The sequence below is a fragment of the Arthrobacter sp. TJ-238 genome, from assembly GCF_058269215.1.
This window is the reverse complement of record NZ_JBZCNH010000013.1, coordinates 1-19,535: the sequence shown is the minus strand read 5'-3', so window position 1 is coordinate 19,535 and position 19,535 is coordinate 1. Positions and strand designations below refer to the sequence as shown.

32 protein-coding genes are annotated in these 19,535 nt (G+C 64.7%); 9 read left to right on the top strand and 23 right to left on the bottom strand.

The annotated features are described in order from the left end of the window. Window positions 1-7: 7 nt before the first annotated feature. The 22 genes from AC4D2O_RS18725 to AC4D2O_RS18620 all read right to left on the bottom strand — a co-directional run bounded on the left by AC4D2O_RS18725 (window position 8) and on the right by AC4D2O_RS18620 (window position 14,163). Window positions 8-1,966: a phage portal protein gene (locus AC4D2O_RS18725; protein ID WP_490908907.1), complete on the bottom strand. Its 1,959-nt coding sequence runs from the start codon at window positions 1,964-1,966 to the stop codon at window positions 8-10. A gap of 15 nt (window positions 1,967-1,981) precedes the next feature. Next, window positions 1,982-3,460 (bottom strand): hypothetical protein, encoded by a 1,479-nt coding sequence (locus tag AC4D2O_RS18720; protein ID WP_490908906.1) that lies wholly within the window; start codon window positions 3,458-3,460, stop codon window positions 1,982-1,984. 1,108 nt (window positions 3,461-4,568) lie between these two features. Then, window positions 4,569-5,210, bottom strand: a complete 642-nt coding sequence (locus tag AC4D2O_RS18715) for a DUF7341 domain-containing protein (protein ID WP_490908905.1) — start codon at window positions 5,208-5,210, stop codon at window positions 4,569-4,571. Next, window positions 5,198-5,416, bottom strand: a complete 219-nt coding sequence (locus AC4D2O_RS18710; RefSeq protein WP_490908904.1) for a hypothetical protein — start codon at window positions 5,414-5,416, stop codon at window positions 5,198-5,200. The genes AC4D2O_RS18715 and AC4D2O_RS18710 overlap by 13 nt, the downstream gene beginning before the upstream one ends. A 34-nt stretch (window positions 5,417-5,450) precedes the next feature. Beyond that, window positions 5,451-5,867 carry a hypothetical protein gene (locus tag AC4D2O_RS18705; RefSeq protein WP_490908903.1) on the bottom strand — a complete coding sequence of 139 codons (417 nt, stop codon included), beginning with the start codon at window positions 5,865-5,867 and terminating at the stop codon, window positions 5,451-5,453. Then, window positions 5,864-6,211 (bottom strand): hypothetical protein, encoded by a 348-nt coding sequence (locus tag AC4D2O_RS18700; RefSeq protein WP_490908902.1) that lies wholly within the window; start codon window positions 6,209-6,211, stop codon window positions 5,864-5,866. Before AC4D2O_RS18700 ends, AC4D2O_RS18705 begins: the two co-directional genes overlap by 4 nt. Window positions 6,212-6,256: 45 nt before the next feature. Further along, window positions 6,257-6,727, bottom strand: a complete 471-nt coding sequence (locus AC4D2O_RS18695) for a single-stranded DNA-binding protein (RefSeq protein ID WP_490908901.1) — start codon at window positions 6,725-6,727, stop codon at window positions 6,257-6,259. A gap of 2 nt (window positions 6,728-6,729) precedes the next feature. Beyond that, complete coding sequence (locus AC4D2O_RS18690; RefSeq protein WP_490908899.1) at window positions 6,730-7,164, bottom strand: nucleoside triphosphate pyrophosphohydrolase family protein; 435 nt, start codon at window positions 7,162-7,164, stop codon at window positions 6,730-6,732. Continuing rightward, window positions 7,161-7,415: a glutaredoxin family protein gene (locus AC4D2O_RS18685; RefSeq protein ID WP_490908898.1), complete on the bottom strand. Its 255-nt coding sequence runs from the start codon at window positions 7,413-7,415 to the stop codon at window positions 7,161-7,163. Before AC4D2O_RS18685 ends, AC4D2O_RS18690 begins: the two co-directional genes overlap by 4 nt. 8 nt (window positions 7,416-7,423) lie before the next feature. Further along, the gene (locus AC4D2O_RS18680; protein WP_490908896.1) at window positions 7,424-8,689 is read right to left on the bottom strand and encodes a replicative DNA helicase; all 1,266 of its coding nucleotides are present in this window, start codon (window positions 8,687-8,689) and stop codon (window positions 7,424-7,426) included. Further along, on the bottom strand, window positions 8,686-9,411 hold the full coding sequence (locus tag AC4D2O_RS18675) for an LvrA C-terminal domain-related protein (protein ID WP_490908895.1): 726 nt from the start codon (window positions 9,409-9,411) through the stop codon (window positions 8,686-8,688). Before AC4D2O_RS18675 ends, AC4D2O_RS18680 begins: the two co-directional genes overlap by 4 nt. Continuing rightward, the gene (locus AC4D2O_RS18670; RefSeq protein ID WP_490908894.1) at window positions 9,411-10,607 is read right to left on the bottom strand and encodes a DNA cytosine methyltransferase; all 1,197 of its coding nucleotides are present in this window, start codon (window positions 10,605-10,607) and stop codon (window positions 9,411-9,413) included. The genes AC4D2O_RS18675 and AC4D2O_RS18670 overlap by 1 nt, the downstream gene beginning before the upstream one ends. Then, a complete protein-coding gene (locus AC4D2O_RS18665) occupies window positions 10,604-10,795 on the bottom strand; it encodes a hypothetical protein (RefSeq protein WP_490908893.1) in 192 nt (63 codons plus the stop codon). The genes AC4D2O_RS18670 and AC4D2O_RS18665 overlap by 4 nt, the downstream gene beginning before the upstream one ends. Window positions 10,796-10,818: 23 nt before the next feature. Further along, window positions 10,819-11,145 carry a hypothetical protein gene (locus tag AC4D2O_RS18660; RefSeq protein ID WP_490908892.1) on the bottom strand — a complete coding sequence of 109 codons (327 nt, stop codon included), beginning with the start codon at window positions 11,143-11,145 and terminating at the stop codon, window positions 10,819-10,821. Next, window positions 11,142-11,498, bottom strand: a complete 357-nt coding sequence (locus AC4D2O_RS18655) for a hypothetical protein (RefSeq protein ID WP_490908891.1) — start codon at window positions 11,496-11,498, stop codon at window positions 11,142-11,144. The genes AC4D2O_RS18660 and AC4D2O_RS18655 overlap by 4 nt, the downstream gene beginning before the upstream one ends. Then, window positions 11,495-12,043, bottom strand: coding sequence for a hypothetical protein (locus AC4D2O_RS18650; RefSeq protein ID WP_490908890.1), 549 nt, complete (start codon window positions 12,041-12,043; stop codon window positions 11,495-11,497). The genes AC4D2O_RS18655 and AC4D2O_RS18650 overlap by 4 nt, the downstream gene beginning before the upstream one ends. Then, the gene (locus AC4D2O_RS18645; protein WP_490908889.1) at window positions 12,040-12,777 is read right to left on the bottom strand and encodes a hypothetical protein; all 738 of its coding nucleotides are present in this window, start codon (window positions 12,775-12,777) and stop codon (window positions 12,040-12,042) included. The genes AC4D2O_RS18650 and AC4D2O_RS18645 overlap by 4 nt, the downstream gene beginning before the upstream one ends. A gap of 64 nt (window positions 12,778-12,841) precedes the next feature. Then, window positions 12,842-13,027, bottom strand: a complete 186-nt coding sequence (locus AC4D2O_RS18640) for a hypothetical protein (protein ID WP_490908887.1) — start codon at window positions 13,025-13,027, stop codon at window positions 12,842-12,844. Next, a complete protein-coding gene (locus tag AC4D2O_RS18635) occupies window positions 13,024-13,182 on the bottom strand; it encodes a hypothetical protein (protein WP_490908886.1) in 159 nt (52 codons plus the stop codon). Before AC4D2O_RS18635 ends, AC4D2O_RS18640 begins: the two co-directional genes overlap by 4 nt. Beyond that, window positions 13,179-13,415, bottom strand: coding sequence for a hypothetical protein (locus AC4D2O_RS18630; RefSeq protein ID WP_490908885.1), 237 nt, complete (start codon window positions 13,413-13,415; stop codon window positions 13,179-13,181). The genes AC4D2O_RS18635 and AC4D2O_RS18630 overlap by 4 nt, the downstream gene beginning before the upstream one ends. After that, window positions 13,412-13,819, bottom strand: a complete 408-nt coding sequence (locus AC4D2O_RS18625) for a hypothetical protein (RefSeq protein WP_490908884.1) — start codon at window positions 13,817-13,819, stop codon at window positions 13,412-13,414. Before AC4D2O_RS18625 ends, AC4D2O_RS18630 begins: the two co-directional genes overlap by 4 nt. A 71-nt stretch (window positions 13,820-13,890) precedes the next feature. Next, a complete protein-coding gene (locus tag AC4D2O_RS18620; RefSeq protein ID WP_490908883.1) occupies window positions 13,891-14,163 on the bottom strand; it encodes a hypothetical protein in 273 nt (90 codons plus the stop codon). A 118-nt stretch (window positions 14,164-14,281) separates the two neighbouring features. On the opposite strand from AC4D2O_RS18620, the gene AC4D2O_RS18615 reads away from it, so the two are divergent. The 9 genes from AC4D2O_RS18615 to AC4D2O_RS18575 all read left to right on the top strand — a co-directional run bounded on the left by AC4D2O_RS18615 (window position 14,282) and on the right by AC4D2O_RS18575 (window position 18,270). Continuing rightward, window positions 14,282-14,656 carry a helix-turn-helix domain-containing protein gene (locus AC4D2O_RS18615; RefSeq protein ID WP_490908882.1) on the top strand — a complete coding sequence of 125 codons (375 nt, stop codon included), beginning with the start codon at window positions 14,282-14,284 and terminating at the stop codon, window positions 14,654-14,656. Next, window positions 14,637-15,041 carry an ImmA/IrrE family metallo-endopeptidase gene (locus tag AC4D2O_RS18610; RefSeq protein ID WP_490908881.1) on the top strand — a complete coding sequence of 135 codons (405 nt, stop codon included), beginning with the start codon at window positions 14,637-14,639 and terminating at the stop codon, window positions 15,039-15,041. Before AC4D2O_RS18615 ends, AC4D2O_RS18610 begins: the two co-directional genes overlap by 20 nt. Then, on the top strand, window positions 15,041-16,162 hold the full coding sequence (locus tag AC4D2O_RS18605; protein WP_490908880.1) for a tyrosine-type recombinase/integrase: 1,122 nt from the start codon (window positions 15,041-15,043) through the stop codon (window positions 16,160-16,162). Before AC4D2O_RS18610 ends, AC4D2O_RS18605 begins: the two co-directional genes overlap by 1 nt. Window positions 16,163-16,363: 201 nt before the next feature. Next, window positions 16,364-16,522: a hypothetical protein gene (locus AC4D2O_RS18600; RefSeq protein WP_490908879.1), complete on the top strand. Its 159-nt coding sequence runs from the start codon at window positions 16,364-16,366 to the stop codon at window positions 16,520-16,522. 122 nt (window positions 16,523-16,644) lie between these two features. After that, window positions 16,645-16,779 carry a DUF3310 domain-containing protein gene (locus AC4D2O_RS18595; RefSeq protein ID WP_490908877.1) on the top strand — a complete coding sequence of 45 codons (135 nt, stop codon included), beginning with the start codon at window positions 16,645-16,647 and terminating at the stop codon, window positions 16,777-16,779. After that, on the top strand, window positions 16,776-16,991 hold the full coding sequence (locus AC4D2O_RS18590) for a hypothetical protein (RefSeq protein WP_490908876.1): 216 nt from the start codon (window positions 16,776-16,778) through the stop codon (window positions 16,989-16,991). The genes AC4D2O_RS18595 and AC4D2O_RS18590 overlap by 4 nt, the downstream gene beginning before the upstream one ends. After that, window positions 16,988-17,353 (top strand): hypothetical protein, encoded by a 366-nt coding sequence (locus tag AC4D2O_RS18585; protein ID WP_490908875.1) that lies wholly within the window; start codon window positions 16,988-16,990, stop codon window positions 17,351-17,353. The genes AC4D2O_RS18590 and AC4D2O_RS18585 overlap by 4 nt, the downstream gene beginning before the upstream one ends. Further along, window positions 17,350-17,610, top strand: coding sequence for a hypothetical protein (locus AC4D2O_RS18580; RefSeq protein ID WP_490908874.1), 261 nt, complete (start codon window positions 17,350-17,352; stop codon window positions 17,608-17,610). Before AC4D2O_RS18585 ends, AC4D2O_RS18580 begins: the two co-directional genes overlap by 4 nt. Window positions 17,611-17,760: 150 nt before the next feature. After that, window positions 17,761-18,270, top strand: coding sequence for a hypothetical protein (locus AC4D2O_RS18575; protein WP_490908873.1), 510 nt, complete (start codon window positions 17,761-17,763; stop codon window positions 18,268-18,270). Between the two features lie 7 nt (window positions 18,271-18,277). On the opposite strand, the gene AC4D2O_RS18570 is transcribed toward AC4D2O_RS18575, so the two are convergent. Then, on the bottom strand, window positions 18,278-18,517 hold the full coding sequence (locus AC4D2O_RS18570) for a hypothetical protein (protein WP_490908872.1): 240 nt from the start codon (window positions 18,515-18,517) through the stop codon (window positions 18,278-18,280). Between the last annotated feature and the right edge of the window lie 1,018 nt (window positions 18,518-19,535).

The window sequence follows — 19,535 nt, the reverse complement described above, 5'->3', positions numbered from 1 at the left end:
TGGGCGGTTAGGTGATGATGACGACGGAGCACTGACAGTTGGCCACGTCCTCGGGATCCCCGGTGAAGGAGCCCGGCCAGGCTTGGCCGGAACTGAACTCCTCATCGATGCCCACTTCCTCCCCGTCGAGGGCGGAGTGGGACGCGCGGGGGTCGGAGGAGTTGACCTGCCAGCGCTTCCGCGCCTCGGGTTTCGTCTGCCGCGCGGCCTCGACCATTCCGAACCCGACGAACGTCGCAGCCGCGGTCATGCCTGACTGCTCAGCTCGTGAGGACTCGGCGACGTCGAACACGTTCGCCGCGGCGTCCGGGTCGTCGTCATCCATGGCGTCCTCGAGGGACGCGAGCGTGGCACCGTTCACCTGGGAGGCGACCCGCTCTGAGACCTTCTGCAGGAACTTTCGGGTGCGCTCCGTGCTGTATTCCTCGGCCGGCACGCCCAGTCCCTTGAGGACCGTGGCTGCGGCGTCGGACGACACGTCGAGGGATGCCTCGAGGATGTCCTCGGCGAGTTCCTCGTCCCAGCGCTTCTGGTCCCACCAGTTCGGGGCCTTCGCGCCGGCGCGGGTCAGGACGACCTGCCGCTGCCGGGCGAAGAACACTTCGAAGACCTTCGCCATCTTTTTCTGGTGGTCCTCGGGGATCTCCTCCGGCGCCTTGATTTCGTACTCCGAGGCTGGCGCCTTCAGTGCCCGCTGCGGGGCCGAGGAGATGTTCTGCGTGCCCGAGTCGCTCGGTGATGCCTGCCCGCCTGTGAGGACGTTCAGCGGGACGATCAGCTCGTCTCCGCCCTCGACCGCGGGGAGGTTCCGCATGGCGCGGGCCTCGTTGCGGGTCATGTACGGGCCACCGGTCGCGGTCTGCAGCTGCGCGGCCTGCTCCTCGAAGTTGCCCTGCAGCTTCTCCTCGATGTTGAACTCGACGTAGAAGCGGGTCCGGTCCAGTCCCATGCGGGGCACGAGGAACGTGTTGATGCGCCCCTCGATCTGCGCGACCAGCGGGCCGAGCGTATCCCCGTACAACATCTTGCGAAATTCGCGGACATTGGAGTAGTTCGCGCCGTCGTTATGCCCGATCATCGTCGGGTTCACATGGAAAGCAGACGCGACAGTAGTGAGGGACAGCTTTGCGGCTTCGACATACTGCTGGTCGGACGCCGAGAAATCCATCTTGTTCAGAGTCATCCCACCCTCGAGGATGGGCGTGCCGCCAGCCCGTGGGCCATTGCCCGTGAACTTCGCGTACCAGTCCTCACGGAACGCCTCACGTGCAGCATCAGACCACTGCGGCGCATCCTTCGGGCGCTGGATCACAGACGACACACGGCCGCCGCGCTTCCACACCTGCGCCCGGTACGACGCTGATTCGAGCTGCTCCTGCAGCGTCTGCCGAAGAGCGTCGACCGTGGGGGAGGAGCCCTGCATCTTGCCCGGGTGGTAGCCAGGGAACGCGAGGATGTGCTTCGCGGGAATGATCTCCGGAGCAGCGCCGGCCTTGATGTACGCCCGGTACTCCTTGACCTCCCACGGGTTCTCCATCACCGGGTCGACCCACGTCGGAGGGAGGCGGCGGATCATCCACCCGGAGTCCATGAACGACGACGGGGCCGCCCACCAGTACGCCCGGTCATACAGGGCGAGGTCGCCGACGAGAGCGAAAATCAGCTCGAACGTCGTCATCTGCCCGTCGACGTCCTGAATGGACCGGGCGAGGACGCTGTCCCTGTTGCGCCGGCGGTCGGACTGGCCCTCACGCTCGAACGTGTGCAGCCCCAACTGGGCGATGTTGCGGGCCAGGAAGGTGACGACCGTGCGGAAGTGCGGCTGCGACTCCCACATCTGCGCGGCCGTCAGGCTCGAAGGGTTGGCCAGCGCGGCGAACTCGGATGCGCCGAGGTGCGTGACCTGTGGCGTGAAGACTGCGGATCCGCCGCGGATGTTGGAGAGGATGCCCTGCCAGAAGCTCATACGGCTCTCCTCTCTTTAGATGCTCATGACGCCGGTAGTCGCATAGTCGGACTCGAAAGTTGCAGGATCAGGGTCGACCTCGGCACGCCAGGCAGCGAGGGAAGCGGCCTCGAGGGGGCTGATGTCCGCCTCAGACTTCTTCCGCCCGAGCGCGTACCGCTCACCGACCTCGCGCTTCACAGCGGCGGCCGCCGCGTCATCCAGTTCCTTCGCATCCGTGTGGAGAAACTGGCCGTCCGAGACCTTCGACTCGAGGTTCGCGAACGCGTCCAGCACGTCACCGGTCGTGGCGATGTGCAGGCGGACGCCGGCCTTCTCGAGGTGCGGGATCAGGACCGCGCCAGGGCCACGCCCATCGATGACGACGTCGACGTTGTGCTCGGCCTGCAGTTCGAGGCATCGGTCAACGACGCCCTTCATGCCGGGCCCGTGGTGCAGGGGCTTCACCCACACGCCCTCCACGTCGGCGCCAGCAGCGACCACAGCAGACCGGGACAGGTCGATGGACACAGCGACAGCGAGGGATGAAACGGGGAGCTCAGCGGGGCGCTCATCGCGTGCACCGGCTTCCCACGAACCGGGCGGGAAAAGCGTCGCTTTCGCGTCCGAGTCCCAGATGCCGAACGCCTCGCGCCGAAAGTCGTCGTCATTGGTCAGGAGTTTCCGCAGGCGAAGGATCGCGCGGCGGGTAGTCCGCTCCGGGTAGGACGGGTTCGCCTGGGCGATCGCTTCCCAAAAGCCATCCTCGGAAGGATTGACCGGGGCGTCGTTCTCGGCGCCGAACTCCACCCACAGGGCAGCCTCAGACTCGCCCTCGAGCGCAGCCCGCCGCAGAGCGGTGAACACCTCGCCCGGGTCGGACGGCTTCGGCGGCGTACCCATGATGATGATCTGCGGGTTCTCCGCCTGGTTCATCGTTGGCGCGAGGTCTGACATCGATGCCTCAGTGAGGATCTGGCCCTCATCGAGGATCAACCGGCGGACCTTCGTGAACCCACGAATCGCGCCACGCTCACGAGCAGCGAACACGATCCGCGACCCGTTGCGGAACGGGATCATCTCGTTTCCGGCACCGGTCGTGATCTCGTCGTAATCGATGTGCGCTGCAAGCTCCGGCTTCCTTGCCAGTGCCCGCAACTCGTTGAAGGACTCGCGCGCGACCTTGAATCGGTGCGCCGTCCAGATCGTCGTCGTCCCCGGATTGATGATGCAGTCCGCGAACACGAGGGCGCCGATGTCGAATGTCTTGCCCGCCTGCCGGCAGATGCTGATGCCCACCGTGTCGGCCGCGTAGAACGCGTCGGCGTCCTTCGCCAGGATGCAGCGGTTCAGGTCGACCTGCCAGCCATCGAACAGGACCCCGATGCTGCGGCTTGTCGCCGACACCGCGGGGAAGCCTGAGGAGACGATGCCCTCAGGGAGGACGAGGTGCTTAGCCTGAGCCAGTAGGCCACTGCTCGTCTGGGGTATCCGCAGCGTTTCCAACTTCGTCACCCTCCTCGTCAACCTCCAACCCCTCGAGCTCCTTCGAGATCTCGAGGAGGCGGCGCGACAGCGACGCGAGATCCCGAGGCGGAACACCCTCATCGATCTGCCCAGCGATGTTGTCCCGCAACGCTTCGAGAAGCTCGCGATAGGACGAGGCAGCAGCAGCCTTCACCGGCGACAGGCGCTTCGGGACACGCGACTTACGGGCAGGAGGATCAGTAGGAACGGATTTCAAGACAGCACCCACCTGACCTCACCCCCTCGTGGAAAAAACCTCGTGTGTAGCGGGACTTCCAGGCAGAGTGCCCTTCGCGATTTTTTCCCTGTGATTCAGACCCCCCTACCCGGGGTTACCAGTCCCTCCGGACGGTGATCTGTTTGGCGAGGCGGGCTGCGGTGGAGTTCCTTGCGCCTGCTGCACGGTTGCATGACACGTGTTCGGGGCCTGTCCATGCGGTGCGGTCGTCGTTGTGTCCGAGGTCCCAGTCGCCTTTGGGGTCGATGGGTTTGCTGCAGCGTGCGCAGGTCGCACTACCTGAGAGGACGGTTGGTTCCCACCGTTTGCGTTCAGCCTTATGGGCGGCGCCGTATCCCCGCTCAGTCCTACTCTTCACTCTTGGCCTGCCGGTGCATGTAGTCCCACTGACTCGCAGAGAGGACAGCTTCGGGCTTGCCGGTGGTGTTGCGGACCTTGGCTGTCCCACTGCGCAGCATGCCGCCCTTGCGCTCAGTGGTGCACTCGTCACATACGCCGGACGGGCCTGCCGCGTTGGGACAGTACGCCTGGCTGCATGGCCTCATGAGTGCCTCCGGGTTTGAAGTGTGCAGGTGATGAGCGCCGGACCTGCGACCGACGGAAAAGCGTCAGGGGGGCCAGCCCCTAGGAACCCATCCTGCTGCTCGCTCTACCCGATGTCCGGCGGGTGGCGGCCCGGATGCAACGCCGCCGTCTATGTGTTCAGCGGTCGGTCCGGGAACTCTGGCGTACTCATGGAAGAAGCCCGGCACCGTGTGGGGGGACAGGTGCCGGGCTTCTCATTCAGGAGACGAGCGGCGCTTCCGAAAGTTCAGACACTTCGGTAGCGCACTCTCATTCTATACAGAATGTTGCAGGTCACGCAAGGACTGAGGGCTGCTCCTTGGCGTCCATCGCATCCCGCAGCCAGTGCAGCTGCTCACCCTCCCACTCGGCCCCGCAGGACTGGCAGGTCACCTTGTCCTGCACCGCGACGAGGACCGAGCAGATCTTCGTCTCTCCATCCACGATGACCTCCTGCTTCGCCCACCCGCAGCCTGGGCAGGACCCGACGATTTCGGTGGACCGTTGCGGGCTGATGATGGCGAGGATGGCGGACACCCAGCCTGCCGTGGCACTCCGGGCGTCCTCGATGTCCTTCTCGCCGGCGGCCCCGAGGTTCGCTGCCCAGCGCCGCATGTTCCCCTCGACGTCGGATGCCGGCACCCGTGCGACCCCTGACCATGTCTGGTATCGCTCGGCGGACTTCGCCTTGATCTCCTCGAGCAGGTTCAGTGCCGCGACGTCGAGGGGGAGTCCGGCGGTCGTGGACGCCCCGCTCGTGTTCCCGCCTGCTGATCCGCTGACGCACTTGCGGAGTTGGTCGAGGAGGGACGGGACTATCCCGTGCACGTCCTCGCTGATCAGCTCGCCGTCGACGCGGTACATGGCTTTGTGCCGGCGGGTGTGCTCCCGGGTGAGTTGGTGCACGTTGGAGTGCACCTCGGTCAGGGGGTCCATGCTCGGGCCCCGTTCTGCCGTCCGTTGCGCAGGTTCGCCAGGTTCTCGGCCTCACGGAAGATGCTGGCCTTGGCTTCCCGAGCGGTCCGCTCGCGTTGCTCCTGCTTGTGGTGGTCGCACTCGTGCTGACGGGCGCAGGTCCCGTAGGGGGTCCAGCAGCAGCCACGCTTGCAGGTGTTCGTCTGGGGGATGGGGTTGAGTGGCATCAGATGTCTCCCTGCGCTGCTGATCGGTTGAGGGTCATGGTCGTTCCTTGATGGTGAGGATGATGGCGTTCGGGCCTTTGCTGCCCGGTTGGAGGTAGGGCCCTTCGACGTGGTCGTTGTTGTCGTCCGCGCACAGCCCGTAGTCGATGAGGCCGTCCACGATGGCTTTGACGGTGGGGTAGTAGTTCCCTGCGTCGTAGCTGCCGGCGCGTTCCTTCTGGATGGTCGCGGTGATGGTGACGCGGTCCAGCCCTTGGGGGAGCTGGGAGTCGGTCGCCGCGGTGTTGGCGTTGTCTCGCCAGTTCTTCCGGATAGGGCTGACTACTCGCCAGTGGTCGCGGTCGTTGCTGTTGAGCCATGGCTTGCGCTGGAACACCTTCCCGGTCTTCCGCTTCCGGACGGCCGGGACAGCCGGTGCCGGGACGGTGACCGTCCACTCGCCCCGGTTCATGCTGCGAGCCGTCTGGTCTGCTTACGGGCGACCCGCACGGCGTGGTTGAACTCGCCCGTCTGCTCCTGCGTCCATCCCCGACCGGGAAAGTGCCTCGCCAAGGTCTCGGTGTCATGGCCGAGGGTGCGGTGGATCTCCCCGAACGACCATCCGTCGTCCAACTTCTCCTCGATGAGGGCGAGCTGCTCGGTGCTGAGGAACCTTGGGGACCGGAACCCGTGAGCCTGGCGGACGGCCCCTACCGTCCGCCGGCTACACCCTGCTTGGGCCGCTGTCTCGGTGACTGTCTTCCCCGCTTCGCTGAGCTCGAGGATGAGGCCCACGTTGATCTTCTTGCTGGACATCTACTGCCTTCTGAATGGTTGATCCTGTATGGAATGGCTGAAGGCTCAGAATGGCGGTTCGGAGTCCGCGCCGTTGCCCCAGCCCTGCGAGCTACCGCCGGTGGGAGCGCCCCAAGGATCCTCCGCGGCCTGCCCGCCGAACCCTCCCTGGTTGCCGAACCCGCCCTGCGCTGAGCGCTGCTGGGTCTGCTGGCCGCGCTTCTGGTGAACCTCGATGCCCTTCGCAGTGACGTCGAGGCTCAGGCCGGCGCCGTTCTTGCCTTCGTACTCGCGGGACATGAAGTCACCCCACACGGTCACGCGGACGCCCTTGAGGAGGCGCTCCGCGAAGAACTCCGCGAGGTCGCCCCACACGGTCACCCGGAACCACTGGGTCGCCAGGGTCTCCCACTCGCCGTTGTCGAGCTTCTTCGACTTCGAGTCTGCCGCCGAGAAGTTGAGTACTGCCTGCCCGGACGGGGTGTACCGGAGTTCGCTGTCTCCACCGAGTGCTCCCGTGAACTTGATCTCTGCCATGGTCAGAACTTCTTTCCGTGCTTGTAGGTGCGGGTTGCGTTGTAATCGAGTTTCTCGAGGATGATGGCCTCGAGGTCGAAGCCGGCGATCTGGGCGTAGTCGGCGCACCGGATGACGATGTCGGCAATCTCGGAGGGGATGCCTTCCGGCTTGAAATGGTGCTCTTTGCCCGGCGTTGGGATGCCGCTGGCCGCGGTCGGGTAGTAGGTCTCAGCGGTGCCCCTACCTGCGCGCAGTTCCTCGTGGCCCTCGCTGGCCTCGCCGACGATGAGCATCATCTTGTTCGCGTGGTAGCTCTCCAAGGCCGTGCGGTAGGCCGCCTCACCGCGGTCCGTCGCCACAAAGTCGTCCCGCTGCGGGTAGTCCTCGTGGAAGCCCTTCTCGTCCGACTGGCGGTACGCCCGCTCCTGAAGCTCTCGGATGGTCGTCATGGTCATGCGCTCCTGTGGTTGGTTGCCCGGTACTGGGCGATAGCGGTGTTGATACGGGCCGGGACCAGCCCGGACCAGGACGTCGTCCCGGCGACGATGACCGGCGCCTGGCTGAAGCCGAGGGCCTTGATGTGCGCGTACGCGGCCGGGTCCTCCGAGAGGTCGATTGGCGTGTACGGGACGCCGGCCTCATCGAAGAGCTGCCTCGACTTCCGGCATCCGAAGCAGTCCGGGGTGGTGTAAATCGTGATTTCCACTGGGTTCCTTACTTGTCGAGGGCCATCGAGTAGTGGCCCCAAAATTGGAGGTGCGCGGCGTTCGTGGCGCCGTGCCGGTTCTTTGCGACGAGCAGTGCGAGCTCGTTGCGTTTGTCGCCCATGATTTCCCTGTGCAGGAGGATCACGACGTCGGCGTCCTGCTCGATCGCCCCGGACTCGCGGAGGTCCGTGAGGCGGGGCATCTTGTCCTCCCGTGAGTCGCTGCCACGGTTCAGCTGCGACAGGAGGACCACGGGGACGTCGAGTTCCATGGCGAGGATCTTCAACTGCCGGGAGCAGTCAGCCACGAACTCGTGCCGGGCCCGCTTGTCACCTGGTGGAGGTGTCATGAGCTGCAGGTAGTCCACGACGATCCCGGCGAGGGGCTTCCGGCGGTTCACGGACCGGGCGAACCGCTTGATGTCCGTGGCCGTCACCGAGGAGCTGTCATCCACGAACAGGGGGATGTGCTCCCACTCCTTCATGCGCGCCCCGATTTTGTCCCAGTCCCCGGGGGTGAGGCTCCTCTCGATGAGGCGCTTCAGGTCGATCCGGAGATCCGACGACAGCGCCCGGAGGTGGATGTCGTCCCGGCTCATCTCAAGGCTGGAGAATGCCACCGACCCGTGCTGGGTGAGCGCCATCGCGAGCTGCAGGGCGACGACGCTCTTGCCAACCGAGGGACGGGCCCCGACGACGTACAGGGCGCCAGGTCGGAGGCCGCCGATGATGTCGTTCAGCGCCGCCCACCGGGTCGGGATGTGGTTGATCGGCCCATCGAGCTTCTCGAGCGTCGAACCGATGGTCTCCCCGAACGACTGCACCAGGTGCGTCGTGGCCTTGCTCGTGCTGTCCACCTCGCGGCGGGCGATCTCCACGAGCTCGTCCTCGTCCCCGCCATCCTCGGCGAGCTGCATGATCTTCTGCCCCGCGACCTTCAAACGCCGGCGGGTAGCCGCCTTCGCCACGATGTCCGCGTAGTACCCGGCAGTCGAGGCCGACGACACGAGGGCCGCCATCTGGTGCAGGTACGGCGCCCCACCCACACGGGTGATCTCGCCCTCCCTGGTCAGTGCGTCCGACACCGTGACCGCGTCAACCGGGTTCCCCGCCCGGTACAGGCCGAGGATGGTTCGGAAGATCGTCTCGTGCGCCGGCCGGAAGAAGTCCCCACCGGTGATGATGTCCTCGACGTCGGCGATCGCTTCCTTCGAGAGAAGCATCGCCCCGAGGACGCAGCCCTCCGCGCTGGTGTCCGTCGTCTCCTCGCTCATCGGTGGTACTCCGGGTTCCACGGGCTGTTCACGACGGACAGCTGCGGTTGCACGGGCTCGTCATCCCAGCGTCCCTGGTTGAGCCACGTAGCCGGGAGGGCGATGAACTGGCGGTCCTTGCCGGAGACGGAAGCCGTGTACCGCCCGAGGCCTTCCATGAGCTGTTCGAGGGATGCAGTGCGGCGGGCCTTGGTGAATGCCTTCCGTGCTGCTTCCTTGGCTTCCTTCTTGGGATAGGCCTGGTACCACTGGTCGAACTCGTCCTGCTTGCTGGACAAGTCTTTATCCCTTCCCATCCCATCCCTTCCTAGGGTGAGTTGGGGTGAGGCTGCGGGAGTCTCGGGGAGCTCAACCAAACTCACTGGAGTTTCGATGGGCTTGAGTGAGTCCAGTTGAGCGCATGCGGGGCAGCGCGTCTTCCACCTGGGGTCGATCTTCTGGTGGTCCTCGAACCGCTTGATGAGCAGGTACTTCCGCCCATCGGCATCGGTCACCCGGACCACGCGACCAGCGTCGATGATTTCCCCGAGCAGCGCGTCGATGTCGACGTTGTCCATGGGGAGGATCTGCAGTTTCAGCTTGAAAGCGTCGTCTGCCACGTGCCCGTGGTCGCACATGGTGAAGTTCCACATGCCGATGTAGAGCAGCCTGGCGAAAGGGGTGAGGCGGACAATGTTGCCGTCCGTCCAGAAGTCTGGCTTGATGCTCCGGATCCGTGACATCAAGCCACCTTCCTTTCGGCGAGCATGTCGCGGAGAGCGGCGATGGCTTGCTGTGGGACGACACCGTTGCCGGCGGCCTTCAGGGCCTCATTTCGGGTGATTCCGGGGACGTCGACTATCCAGCCGTTAGGGACGCCCATCATCCATTCCGCGAAGCGGGCACTGAGCCGGTGGCCTCCGTTGCGTCCCGTGGGCCCGGTAGGGGCAGGGGAACGTCTTCCCATAACTGCTTCCCAGCGACGGATGGCAGGCTCGTACTCGCCCCAGGCAACGTCGACGCCAGCGCATTCTCCAGGTTCTGCGGCTGCGATTTGTCCCGCGCCCAGATCTGCTGATTTCGGTGCTCCCCATGCTGAGCTCTGGTCGTCGGCAGTAATGTGACCGCCGAGGACAGCATCAGGTCGCCCTTCGACCCCCGCATGTTCGGCCCGCCCTTCTCGCCCTCCGACGCCCGAGGTGACGGCAGGAGCACCTCGCCCTGCGGACGGCCCGAGTCCGAGCGCTGCGCCCCGAAGCGATACATCGTCTCCGTACCCGACCCGCCTCGCGTTGCTCGAGGCGTGGGCAGCATTGCGATGGTGGTCCGTAAGTCTTGTCCACCGTCCCCGTGCATCCCTGGGCCGTTCGCGTCGGACACGGTCACGGTAGGTAGCAAGGACGAAGACCCGGAAGCGGCCGTGCGGGGCTCCCACGTCGGCAGCTCGTAGGCCGCGCCACTGGCAGTCATACCCGAGGTCGGAAAGGTCTCCGAGAACACGTCCAAGTGCTCGCAGAACAGCCCCTCGGTCTGCGGACGCTCCCATGCATCCCGGGCAGTGTTCCAGGTCGCTAGCGGCTTCGGCACTGTACGCTCCTCTGACGTTCTCCCACACGACGTAGGTGGGCTTGATGGTGGCGATGGATTCCCGCATCTGGACCCACAGGTTGGAGCGGGTGCCTTCGGTCATGCCTTTGCGGCGGCCGGCGGCGGAGAGATCCTGGCATGGGGTTCCGCCGCTGATGATGTCGACGGGCTCCACTGCGGCCCAGTCGATCTTGGTCATGTCCCCGTGGTTGGGGACGTTGGGCCAGTGGTGGGCGAGGATTCGCGACGGCGCTTCCTCGAACTCGGACACCCACGCTGTCTCGGCGCCGAAGACGTGCTCGATGGCCAGAGCGAGGCCTCCGTAGCCGGCGCAGAGTTCTGCGGCCTTCATTTCTCTCCCCAGACTGCTCGGACGCGCTTGTCGGTGTTCCACCAGATGAAGGCGTGCCGGCCGCCGTGGCCTTCGCGTCGCTTGCACTGGAACCCGTTGTGTATGCCCGGGTTCGGGTTCTTGTCCCCGCACATCACTGCCGGCTGCTTGCCGGGCATGACATACGCGGGCTTGCTGTCGCTGCTCATACTCATCTCCTGAATGACTGAGTCTACATAGAATGGCTGCGGGCAAAGCTGTTATTCAGCTTCCACCAGGTAGCAGTCACGACGTCGTAGACGGGTGTTGTCTCGGGGTTCTCCCAGCGGCTGATCTTCCAACCGTTCTGGTGCGCTTCGAGGGCGCACATCGCGTTGCTCTCGATGAGCCCGTTGTATTCGCTGCAGAGGACGATGATGTTGGCCGGCTGGTTGCCGGCCTTGTGTCCTCCGTGTCCGCGGTTGGCGCGGTGCTGGGGGACGAGCGTGTCACCGGTGGCGCCGCAGTGCAAGCAGTGCCCGTCGCGATCGACGAACCGTCGGAACTCCTTCGGTGTCATTCCCCTCGCCCCGCTACCTGGTACATAGCCCGGACGCTGGCACCGATGGACTGGTAGGCACGGAGCTCGGACTCGAGCGCCTTCGCGAGCCGGTCGGCGTACCGGTAGGCGGCGTCTGCTGTGTCTCGGTCCTCGCGTTCGGGGAGGGTCGCGATCTCTGCGGCGTACTTCTTCTCGTGCGCCGGGCCCGCGTGCTCCATGTAGGCGACGGCGAACGCGTGGTCGTAGGCCCGGTCGGCGTCGATGAACGCCTTGTACCGTTCGTTGCAGACGGCTGCGGACTTCGCGATGCGTTCGCTGATCTCGCGGATCCGCTGCTCGATGTTGACGGGGTTGAGGACGTCGACGGTCACGACGCGCCGATCTGAGGGAGGTTGGCGTCGAGTTCGATGGGTAGGGCCCCATCGCGCCACGCCTGGACGACGGACAGGCCGCGGTCCTTCGCTGCGTACGTCAGGCTGAACCGGGACGGTTCCGGGGCGGGCTTGTACTCCACGCCCTCCACCGGCTCCATATCGGCCGTGACGTAGAGGTCGCCGGCCTTCTTGTACTCCTCGGCGATCGTCGTGACGGCGGTGCCCTTCACGCGGACTTCGGTCCATGCTTCGACGGCGGGGTGCTCGACGGTCTCGATGAGGTCGGGCCGGTGCTCGCGGCACCAGTCGAGGAACGCGTCCTGATCCGTGACGATCGTTGAGGCAGATGCCTCGGTCAGGGTGATCGTCGCGATCTTGTCCCCGTGGAGGTCCTTCACGATCACGGACTTGTTGCCCGACTCCCGGTACTGCTCGAGGAGCAGGTCGAGGAGCTTCTTCCGCTGGGCGTCGTTGACGTCCTTCACGACGGTGGACATTGCGCCCATGACGGCGGTCCTGAGGGTCTCTTCCTTGAGGGTCACTGCTGCACTACTCCTTCGATGGGGAGCTCAGCTTTGAGCTCGTTGATGCGGTTCTCGATCGCGGTGAACATGCCCTCGGGGGCGCCGGCCTTGCGACCCTGGTTGCGGAGCGCCTCGAGCTTCTTGATGTCCCCGGCGGCGGCCTCGTACAGCTGGTTCCAGTTCGGGCCCGCTGGCGGTGTGGGCTGAGGTGTGGCGGGGGGATCGTGTGGCTCTTCGGCGAGCTTCTTCTCCATGGCCGCCTCGGACTTCGACCACAGGTAGGTTGCTACGCCGAAGCGCATAGCCGCGTTGCGGAGGAAGTCGCCGATCATCTCCTTCACGGCGTTCGCCCCGGTGTTGCGGCCAGGATCTCCGAAGCCGATGCGGGTGACGCCGAGGACGGTGAGGCGGCCCCACATGCCGCCGTCCTTGATTAGGGGCGTACCCTCGGGCGTTAGGCCCATGGGCTCCCACGTCCACATGGGGTCGACCTGGTTGAGCCGGTCGGTGATGCCTGCGTGGCCGACGTAGTCGAGGTGCAAGGACCGGGCGTGCCAGCCGCCGCAATAGTGTCCGTCAGCGGAGTACCGGGACCCCCGCTCGCACTTGCCCTTGTCCTCGTCCTTCGCCTTCATCTGCTTGGGCAGCTTCTCGATCTCGTTGGAGTCGAAGGGTTTCGCGAGGAGCGCAAGGGCCTTCTCGTATTCGGCCTTGTCCATGTCCCGCCCGTCGGGCAGTCGGATGGTCGTCATGATGATCTCCTGAATGAGTGATGCTATTTGGAATGCCTTAGGGCATGGGGGAGCGGTGCCCCGATTATGCGGGGTGCCTCTGACGTTCGATGGCTTGGTCTTCACACCATTCGTCGTGGCGGGTGTCGTAGTCGTCGTTGTCGGTGTCGGCTGCTTCGACGGGTTCGAGGTGCCGGTCGTGGTTCCAGATGAGGAGGGCTGCGAATAGGAACATGATGGCGAGGACGAGGGTGACACTGTCCGGCATCATGCTTCCTCCTGGAACACATCGATCACGCGGGCGCCAGTGTCCGCCTCTTCGCGGGCGAGGTCTACAGCGTGCATCTCGTCATCGGCCTCGCCAGACCACGAAATAGGCTGCTCTCCATGCTCGGTGTCGAAGTTGACTGTGTACTGGGGGCTCATGGAGTCTCCTTGAGGGTGTCGAGTGCTGCTGCCGCCCGGGTCCGCCACACGTTGGTGAGGGCGACGATGAGGGTGGAGCAGTCGGTGTCGTTGAGGGTGAGGAGGAGGTCGCCGTCGGTGCTGACGACCTCGATCCATGAGTGGTCGTCCTGGGTGGTTTCGCGGATCTCGGCGGTGAGGCCCTCGTTGGTGAGGTTGAGGGTCTCCCGGGTGATGGTCGCCGGCGCCGTCATGACGCTGGCTCCCAGAGGACGGAGACTCGGTCGTAGTCCTCGATGAGATTGTCGGCGTCGAAGTAGGTAATCTGCCCGTTGGTGATTCGGCCCGACTTCCAACGCAGCACGATGTCTCCGGTGTCCTCGCCGGTCTTGTCGCCTTCGGCCAGAATCACCGCCGCCGGCTGGGTGCCGAGCACCTCCTGCCCGGTGAACAACTGCCGGGGCTTCCGGTATCCGAGCTCAGCGAGGGCTTTCGTGCCGTGGAAGATGAAGGGAAGGGCCTGTTCGCGGATCGCGTTCTTTCCGATGCCGGGGACGTCATCCCACTTGTGGCCGTCCCTTCCTGCGATCTCGCGGGCCGCTCGGTCTACCAGGACGGTGAGGTCCTCATCCGGTAGGCGGTTTGGTGTTGCTACCATGGTGTTGAACTCCTTGAGAAGAGGGTTTGAGGGCCGTCCCCCACCTGCCAGTGGGAGACGGCCACTTTCGTTTAGACGCAGGTGCTGTGGAACCGGGCCATGTCTTCGATCTGGCGGGGGCTCTTGCCGACCGCCTGGCACAAGGTTTGGTACTCGTCCAGCTTTGGGGTGTAGGCCCCGCGTTTCACTCGGGCGAGCTTCTGGACATCCCACCCGATGCTGCTGCTCATGTTCACGAGCTTGATCTTCTGCCGCCCAGCCTCGGCGAAGACCTCGTTGATCAGTTCGTAGGGTGTGGGGCCGGGGTCCACTTCGGGCAGTTCCTTGTGGTGTGAGTTACCCATGCCACCGAAGCTATTCCACATAGGATGATTAAGTCAAGTAGTAATAGTTTTGATTCACGTAGACGCGCCGCGCCGGTTGGGTATGGATAAACCATTCAGAATCTGATAGCTTCATGCCATGGCACTCGGAAAGAACATGGAACCCAGCGACCTCACCAAACGAGTCGCAGCTGTCATCCGCGCCCAAATGGGCTTCAAGGACATCAGCCAGGCAGAGCTGGTCCGCGCAACCGGACTCTCCCAGCCCACCCTCTCCCGCCTCATCAAGGGCGAGCGGGCCATGGACCTCGAACAGATGAACCTCATCTGCTCCGCCCTGCGCATCTCAGTCGCCGGCGTCCTCGAGCAAGCCGAAGAGCACCTCCGCAACCAACGCGCCACCGTCACCCAGCTACGACCCACAGTGTCAGACGACGTCTCTAGCCTTGTCGAACGGTCTGCAGCGCGAAACGGCAAGGGGAACAAGCACGAACATGGGGAAAGCTCTACCTGACATCGAATACATGCTCCTCCCGGGAGCATTAAACGGTCTCTACGACAAACAGACACACACCATCTACATCGACCCGAGGCTCGACCCTCCCACCACGAGGGCCACCCTCGTCCACGAGCTCGTCCACGCCGAACGCGGAGACACCGCCTGCTGCGACACCTGGTTCCATGCCAAGCAGGAGCTCACCGTCGAACGGCAGGCCGCACTCCGGCTCATCAGCACAGACGACCTGATCGCCGGCGTACGCGAAACCTGCGACGACCGGCACCTCGCCGCATGGCTGGACGTCGACCTCGACATGCTGCACACCCGCATCGGGATCCTCACCGCCGCGGAGAGAAGAGTCATTGAGGAAGAGGTGACCCGGCTAGAAAGGACGGCGTGATGAGGGGTAGGCCAAGGCTCCCGGTCGGCGAGTACGGGACGATCAGCGTCGTCGGCGAGAAGCCCAAGTACGTTGCCCGGTGCTGGTTCCGCGACCTCGACGGCGTCGGCCGGTACGTCACCGCCCAGGGTGCTGCGAAAGCTTCCGCGGTGCAGGCGTTGAAGGATAAGGTCTCCCAGCGCAGGCTGGTCGGCGGGGCAGACATCGCCCCCGAGACCCGCGTGTCCGTCCTCGCCGAAGCATGGTTCACCACCCTCGACCAATCCCAGGGCACACGCGACACCTACCGGCACATCCTCGACCGCCACATCCTCGGGCCCCTCGGGAACCTGCAGATCCGCGAAGCGACCACGGCCCGCCTCGACACGTTCCTCCGCGACGCCTCGAAGAAGGGCCCCAGTGTGGGGAAGTCCTGCCGGGTCGTCCTGTCCATGATGTTCGGTCTCGCCTCCCGGTACGACGCGGTGCCGGGGAACCCCGTGACGGACACGAAGCTTGCCCGTGTGGAGCGCCGGAAGGTGACAGCCCTGTCCGTGGACGAGGTGGGGGAATTGCGCCGCGACGTCGCCGCCTGGGCTTCCCAGCGCGCCGGTCGTGCAGTGATGCTCGACGTCGTGGACCTGTTCATCGCCACCGGGCTGCGGCCGGGCGAGCTCCTCGGGGTCCGGTTCGCCGACGTCGATCTCCGCAACGGCTCCCTCCGAGTAACTGGCACGGTGAAGCGCGACAGCGTGAACGGCCTCCACCGGCAGCCGTACCCCAAGACAGAGTCCGGTGTCCGCACGCTGGCCCTCCCCGACTTCGCCGTGTCTATGCTCCGCCGCCGGCAGCTGGCCGGATCCTCCGACCTCGTGTTCCCTGCCCGTGACGGTGGCCCGTGGGAGCCGTCGAACTTCCGACGCATGTGGAGAGACGTGCGCGGGGAGAAGTGGGAGCATGTCGAACCGAGGGCATTCCGCAAGGCCGTCGCTACGCTGATCGAGCGCGAGTCCGGATCCCTGGTCGCCAGCCAGCAGCTCGGGCATGCCTCCGATGCCGTCACCCGCAAGCACTACATCGAGGCGAACCATGTCGCCCCGGATAGCCGCGCCGCGCTCGAACGCTTCCGGGCCGCCGAGTAGATCTGCTGAAGATTTCCGGTCCAACCTAGTGACCTCATCCATTCAATATGGGATGATTGATTCACTGGGGAATCGCCCCGGACGAAGCGAAACCCGACAGCCGGCGAGAGCTAGTCGGGTTTCTACCGCTCAACGTTGAAGGAGAAGCGGCATGAAGAACTCTACCAGCACATTCGCCCCGGATCTGAATCGGGCCCTCGCATGAGCCGCCCCGCGACCGATCCCCGCGTCTACGTAGCGGCACGCGCCCTCGCCGAGGCCATGGGGGCTGGCCTCGACTGGAAGCTCTTCCAGGCGGAAGCCCGGGCGGTCCTCGACGCCGCCGACAGTGTCGACCCACTCCGAGAGCAGGCAGCATGAGCGGGGAGCGTCCGCTGACCGTCCGAGAAGCCTTGGATGCCGCGGCAGCCGATCCCGTGAACCACCCGCGCCACTACACCGAGCACCCCAGCGGGGTCGAGTGCATCTAGATCACCGAGCACATGGGCTTCAACCTCGGTAACGCCCTCAAGTACATCTGGCGGTGCGACCTCAAACGGGACGCCATCGAGGACCTCAAGAAAGCCCGCTGGTACATCGACCCTGAAATCGCCAAACGAGAAGGACCCAAGCCATGAGCAACCGCGGATACCCCCTGTTCATCGAGCAGTTGAAGCTCATCACCGCCACAACCGAGGCGCTGAACAACCTCGGCAAGTCGGGAGCGTTGGAGGATGAGCACCACTACCTGCACGTCGAGCTGCGCAACGAGAGCGGCACGGTCGGCGTATGGCTGGACGAGCACGACTCGACCGCCTGGGAGTTCGCTATTTCTGCGGGTGACGCATGAGCGCCAAGCAAGCCGCCACCTACCACGGGGCGGACATCGTCACCCGGCTCCGCGTGCAAGCACCGTACAGCGACGACGGGCAGGCCATGGTCGAAGCCGCCGAGGAGATCGAGAAGCTCCGGGAGAAGGCCAACCCTCGGGTCATCACGACCGTTGAAGGGATCCTGGAGCTCAATGCCCTCGACATCGTCCTCTACGACGACAGTGAGAACGCTGGGCCCATCGATACCTACATCGTTCCGGACGACGGCACCGTCGTGTTCTCAACGCCTGACACCTTCCACCTCATGGATGGGGCGGGGAACTACACCTACGCATGGGCGATGCCACTCCCTCTCACGGTCATCAGGGAGGCGGCATGAGTAGCACCGCCCCGAAGTTCGTCGGTTTGTGCGGCTTCCCCGAGGAGGGCGAGTACGTCCCAGTGGATACCCGGGCCGAAGCCATCCTCATCCGGCAAGGCTGGACCAAACCCGAGGGCATCGACTGGCAGTCCGCGTTCAATGAGCTCTATGGGTACGTCCGCGAAGCCGGGGCAGACTTCGACCCGTTCACCCCGCACGAGGTGCTGATGAAGATGCAGAAGCTCCGCGACCAGTACACGGGAGCCTCCACGTGACCCGCTTATGGGAGGAGATCCGCCTCCCCCTACTCGCAGCCCGCTACCTCGCCTGGGGGCCCATCCTCTGGGTACTCGACCGCATACGACCGGAGAAAGCATGAGCGGGCCCCTGCGAAAATCTCCCGTACTCCTAGGTACCCTCAAACCATGGGCAAACAGGATGAGGGGAAACCACGTGACTACCACGTGCATATCGACGACATCATCGCCGACATGAAACGACCCAAGCCCGCCACCGACCAGCCGAAGAACCCCGGTGTGGTAGGAAGCACAGGCATCTTGGGTCGACCGGACTACCGCGACCTGCTACCGCGCCACCAACCGCCACGCATCCAAACGCCGGACTACGACGCCATGAATGCGCAAGCTCAAGAGTTTGCGGAGGAGGTCCGGCAACGTAATGAGAAGAACGACGGGAATGTCGAGCTCACGGCACAGGCCTTGCGAGACATGCTCGAGATCACGAAGCAGGAAAGTGAAGCCGCGAAAGAGCGTGATCGGCTCGCGCAAGAGCGTGATGCAGCCGCTAAGAAGCGCGACGAGGATGCTCGGAACTCGCAGAAGTGGAACCTCCGGGTGGCCATCGGGTCTTTCGCGGCAGCGGTCCTCGCTGTGATCGTCCCGTTCATCATTGAGGGCATCAAGGGCTGGCAGTAACCGCGGGCTAGAGCAGCTCGCCGCCAATTGGGTCGGTAAGGTCAGGCCCCGCGGATCCCCTGCGGAGACGTCGGAGGATCTCGCCGACCAACTCCTTGTCCGTCGCCGTGGCCAGGGTGGCATGAGTGCCAGCCGCCTCGAGGTCGCCCGACTGGAGGAACCCAGCCGCGAGGAACGCCGGCACCACCGGGGCGTCATAGGCCCGGCAGATCGCCACGATCGTCAGCGGTTTCACCTCACCGGCCATCTGCCTCGTCAGAGTCGAATGGCCCAACCCGGAGCGACCTGCAATGGCACGCCAGCTGTCACCGTCCGTGACGCGCTGCAGGTACGCCCGGAGTTCCCTGTTCGCCACCTCGCCCTGAGGGACTTCTGCACCATCAGACAACAGGAACCCCACCAGTAACACGGCAGCCCCGGGCAACAATCCCCACCACCGACCCAGGCTGTTGTCCGGCCGCAAAGCGGCGGTGCATACTTGCACCACAGCGTTCCAAGAATGCGACAGCGGAGGCAACCATGGCAGAGCTCAGGATCAAACCCGGGCTACTCCAGCGCCTCCGCGAAATCAGGGGCATCCCTAGTGAAGAACACCAAGCCAGGCTGATGGGCGTGGACCGGTCAACCTTGCGCCGTGTAGACCGCGGCGCGACACCTTCCGGAGCGTTCATAGCAGCCCTCTGTGAGACGTTCGACTTAGGGATAGGGGAAGCATTCGAGATCGTCTCCACCAGCACACCCCAGAACAGCAAACATAACCCATGACCACCGGCAACCGGGGGAAGCAGTACCCATGGGGGGACAGCAGTACGTGAAAGGAATGGTCTCAGTGACGAGCACACCAATGGTGAGCACAACAGCCCAGCATCCGGAGGGGTACAGCCCGGAGAAGGACAGCCCAGGCTTGTGGTGGGGGGCCTCCGTCGAGAGGGACGAGTACTGGATACACCCCGCCTACGTGGAGGGCGGGGGACACTCACTGTGCGTGGAAGTGAGGGAGCTGACCCCGGAAGGGGCGGCGGCCATGGCGGCCGATCTGAGCCGATGGAGTGACCAGGTCAGAGGCTAGGAGAGAGGCGGTTCCGAACACCGGGACCGCCTTTTTCATGCCCACCGTGAACGAAGGAGTCAGCAATAAACTTCGACTTAACTTAGAGTGCGTCACTTCACGGGCAATGAAGAAGGCCCCCTCACCAAGCGTTTCCGCTAGTGAGAGGGCCTTTCTCGGGTGCACCCCCCGGGACTTGAACCCGGAACCCATTGAT

Bases quoted from the DNA above. Each gene is read 5' to 3' on its own strand.
- AC4D2O_RS18620 (WP_490908883.1), bottom strand. From the start codon at position 14,163: ATGGGTAACTCACACCACAAGGAACTGCCCGAAGTGGACCCCGGCCCC.
- AC4D2O_RS18580 (WP_490908874.1), top strand. From the start codon at position 17,350: ATGAGTAGCACCGCCCCGAAGTTCGTCGGTTTGTGCGGCTTCCCCGAG.
- AC4D2O_RS18590 (WP_490908876.1), top strand. From the start codon at position 16,776: ATGAGCAACCGCGGATACCCCCTGTTCATCGAGCAGTTGAAGCTCATC.
- AC4D2O_RS18585 (WP_490908875.1), top strand. From the start codon at position 16,988: ATGAGCGCCAAGCAAGCCGCCACCTACCACGGGGCGGACATCGTCACC.
- AC4D2O_RS18570 (WP_490908872.1), bottom strand. From the start codon at position 18,517: ATGGCCGGTGAGGTGAAACCGCTGACGATCGTGGCGATCTGCCGGGCC.
- AC4D2O_RS18635 (WP_490908886.1), bottom strand. From the start codon at position 13,182: ATGAGCCCCCAGTACACAGTCAACTTCGACACCGAGCATGGAGAGCAG.
- AC4D2O_RS18605 (WP_490908880.1), top strand. From the start codon at position 15,041: ATGAGGGGTAGGCCAAGGCTCCCGGTCGGCGAGTACGGGACGATCAGC.
- AC4D2O_RS18690 (WP_490908899.1), bottom strand. From the start codon at position 7,164: ATGACCATGACGACCATCCGAGAGCTTCAGGAGCGGGCGTACCGCCAG.
- AC4D2O_RS18625 (WP_490908884.1), bottom strand. From the start codon at position 13,819: ATGGTAGCAACACCAAACCGCCTACCGGATGAGGACCTCACCGTCCTG.
- AC4D2O_RS18595 (WP_490908877.1), top strand. From the start codon at position 16,645: ATGGGCTTCAACCTCGGTAACGCCCTCAAGTACATCTGGCGGTGCGAC.
- AC4D2O_RS18670 (WP_490908894.1), bottom strand. From the start codon at position 10,607: ATGAAGGCCGCAGAACTCTGCGCCGGCTACGGAGGCCTCGCTCTGGCC.
- AC4D2O_RS18610 (WP_490908881.1), top strand. From the start codon at position 14,637: ATGGGGAAAGCTCTACCTGACATCGAATACATGCTCCTCCCGGGAGCA.
- AC4D2O_RS18640 (WP_490908887.1), bottom strand. From the start codon at position 13,027: ATGATGCCGGACAGTGTCACCCTCGTCCTCGCCATCATGTTCCTATTC.
- AC4D2O_RS18725 (WP_490908907.1), bottom strand. From the start codon at position 1,966: ATGAGCTTCTGGCAGGGCATCCTCTCCAACATCCGCGGCGGATCCGCA.
- AC4D2O_RS18665 (WP_490908893.1), bottom strand. From the start codon at position 10,795: ATGAGCAGCGACAGCAAGCCCGCGTATGTCATGCCCGGCAAGCAGCCG.
- AC4D2O_RS18700 (WP_490908902.1), bottom strand. From the start codon at position 6,211: ATGTCCAGCAAGAAGATCAACGTGGGCCTCATCCTCGAGCTCAGCGAA.
- AC4D2O_RS18600 (WP_490908879.1), top strand. From the start codon at position 16,364: ATGAGCCGCCCCGCGACCGATCCCCGCGTCTACGTAGCGGCACGCGCC.
- AC4D2O_RS18660 (WP_490908892.1), bottom strand. From the start codon at position 11,145: ATGACACCGAAGGAGTTCCGACGGTTCGTCGATCGCGACGGGCACTGC.
- AC4D2O_RS18705 (WP_490908903.1), bottom strand. From the start codon at position 5,867: ATGAACCGGGGCGAGTGGACGGTCACCGTCCCGGCACCGGCTGTCCCG.
- AC4D2O_RS18715 (WP_490908905.1), bottom strand. From the start codon at position 5,210: ATGGACCCCCTGACCGAGGTGCACTCCAACGTGCACCAACTCACCCGG.
- AC4D2O_RS18630 (WP_490908885.1), bottom strand. From the start codon at position 13,415: ATGACGGCGCCGGCGACCATCACCCGGGAGACCCTCAACCTCACCAAC.
- AC4D2O_RS18575 (WP_490908873.1), top strand. From the start codon at position 17,761: ATGGGCAAACAGGATGAGGGGAAACCACGTGACTACCACGTGCATATC.
- AC4D2O_RS18695 (WP_490908901.1), bottom strand. From the start codon at position 6,727: ATGGCAGAGATCAAGTTCACGGGAGCACTCGGTGGAGACAGCGAACTC.
- AC4D2O_RS18645 (WP_490908889.1), bottom strand. From the start codon at position 12,777: ATGACGACCATCCGACTGCCCGACGGGCGGGACATGGACAAGGCCGAA.
- AC4D2O_RS18615 (WP_490908882.1), top strand. From the start codon at position 14,282: ATGGCACTCGGAAAGAACATGGAACCCAGCGACCTCACCAAACGAGTC.
- AC4D2O_RS18675 (WP_490908895.1), bottom strand. From the start codon at position 9,411: ATGTCACGGATCCGGAGCATCAAGCCAGACTTCTGGACGGACGGCAAC.
- AC4D2O_RS18710 (WP_490908904.1), bottom strand. From the start codon at position 5,416: ATGCCACTCAACCCCATCCCCCAGACGAACACCTGCAAGCGTGGCTGC.
- AC4D2O_RS18680 (WP_490908896.1), bottom strand. From the start codon at position 8,689: ATGAGCGAGGAGACGACGGACACCAGCGCGGAGGGCTGCGTCCTCGGG.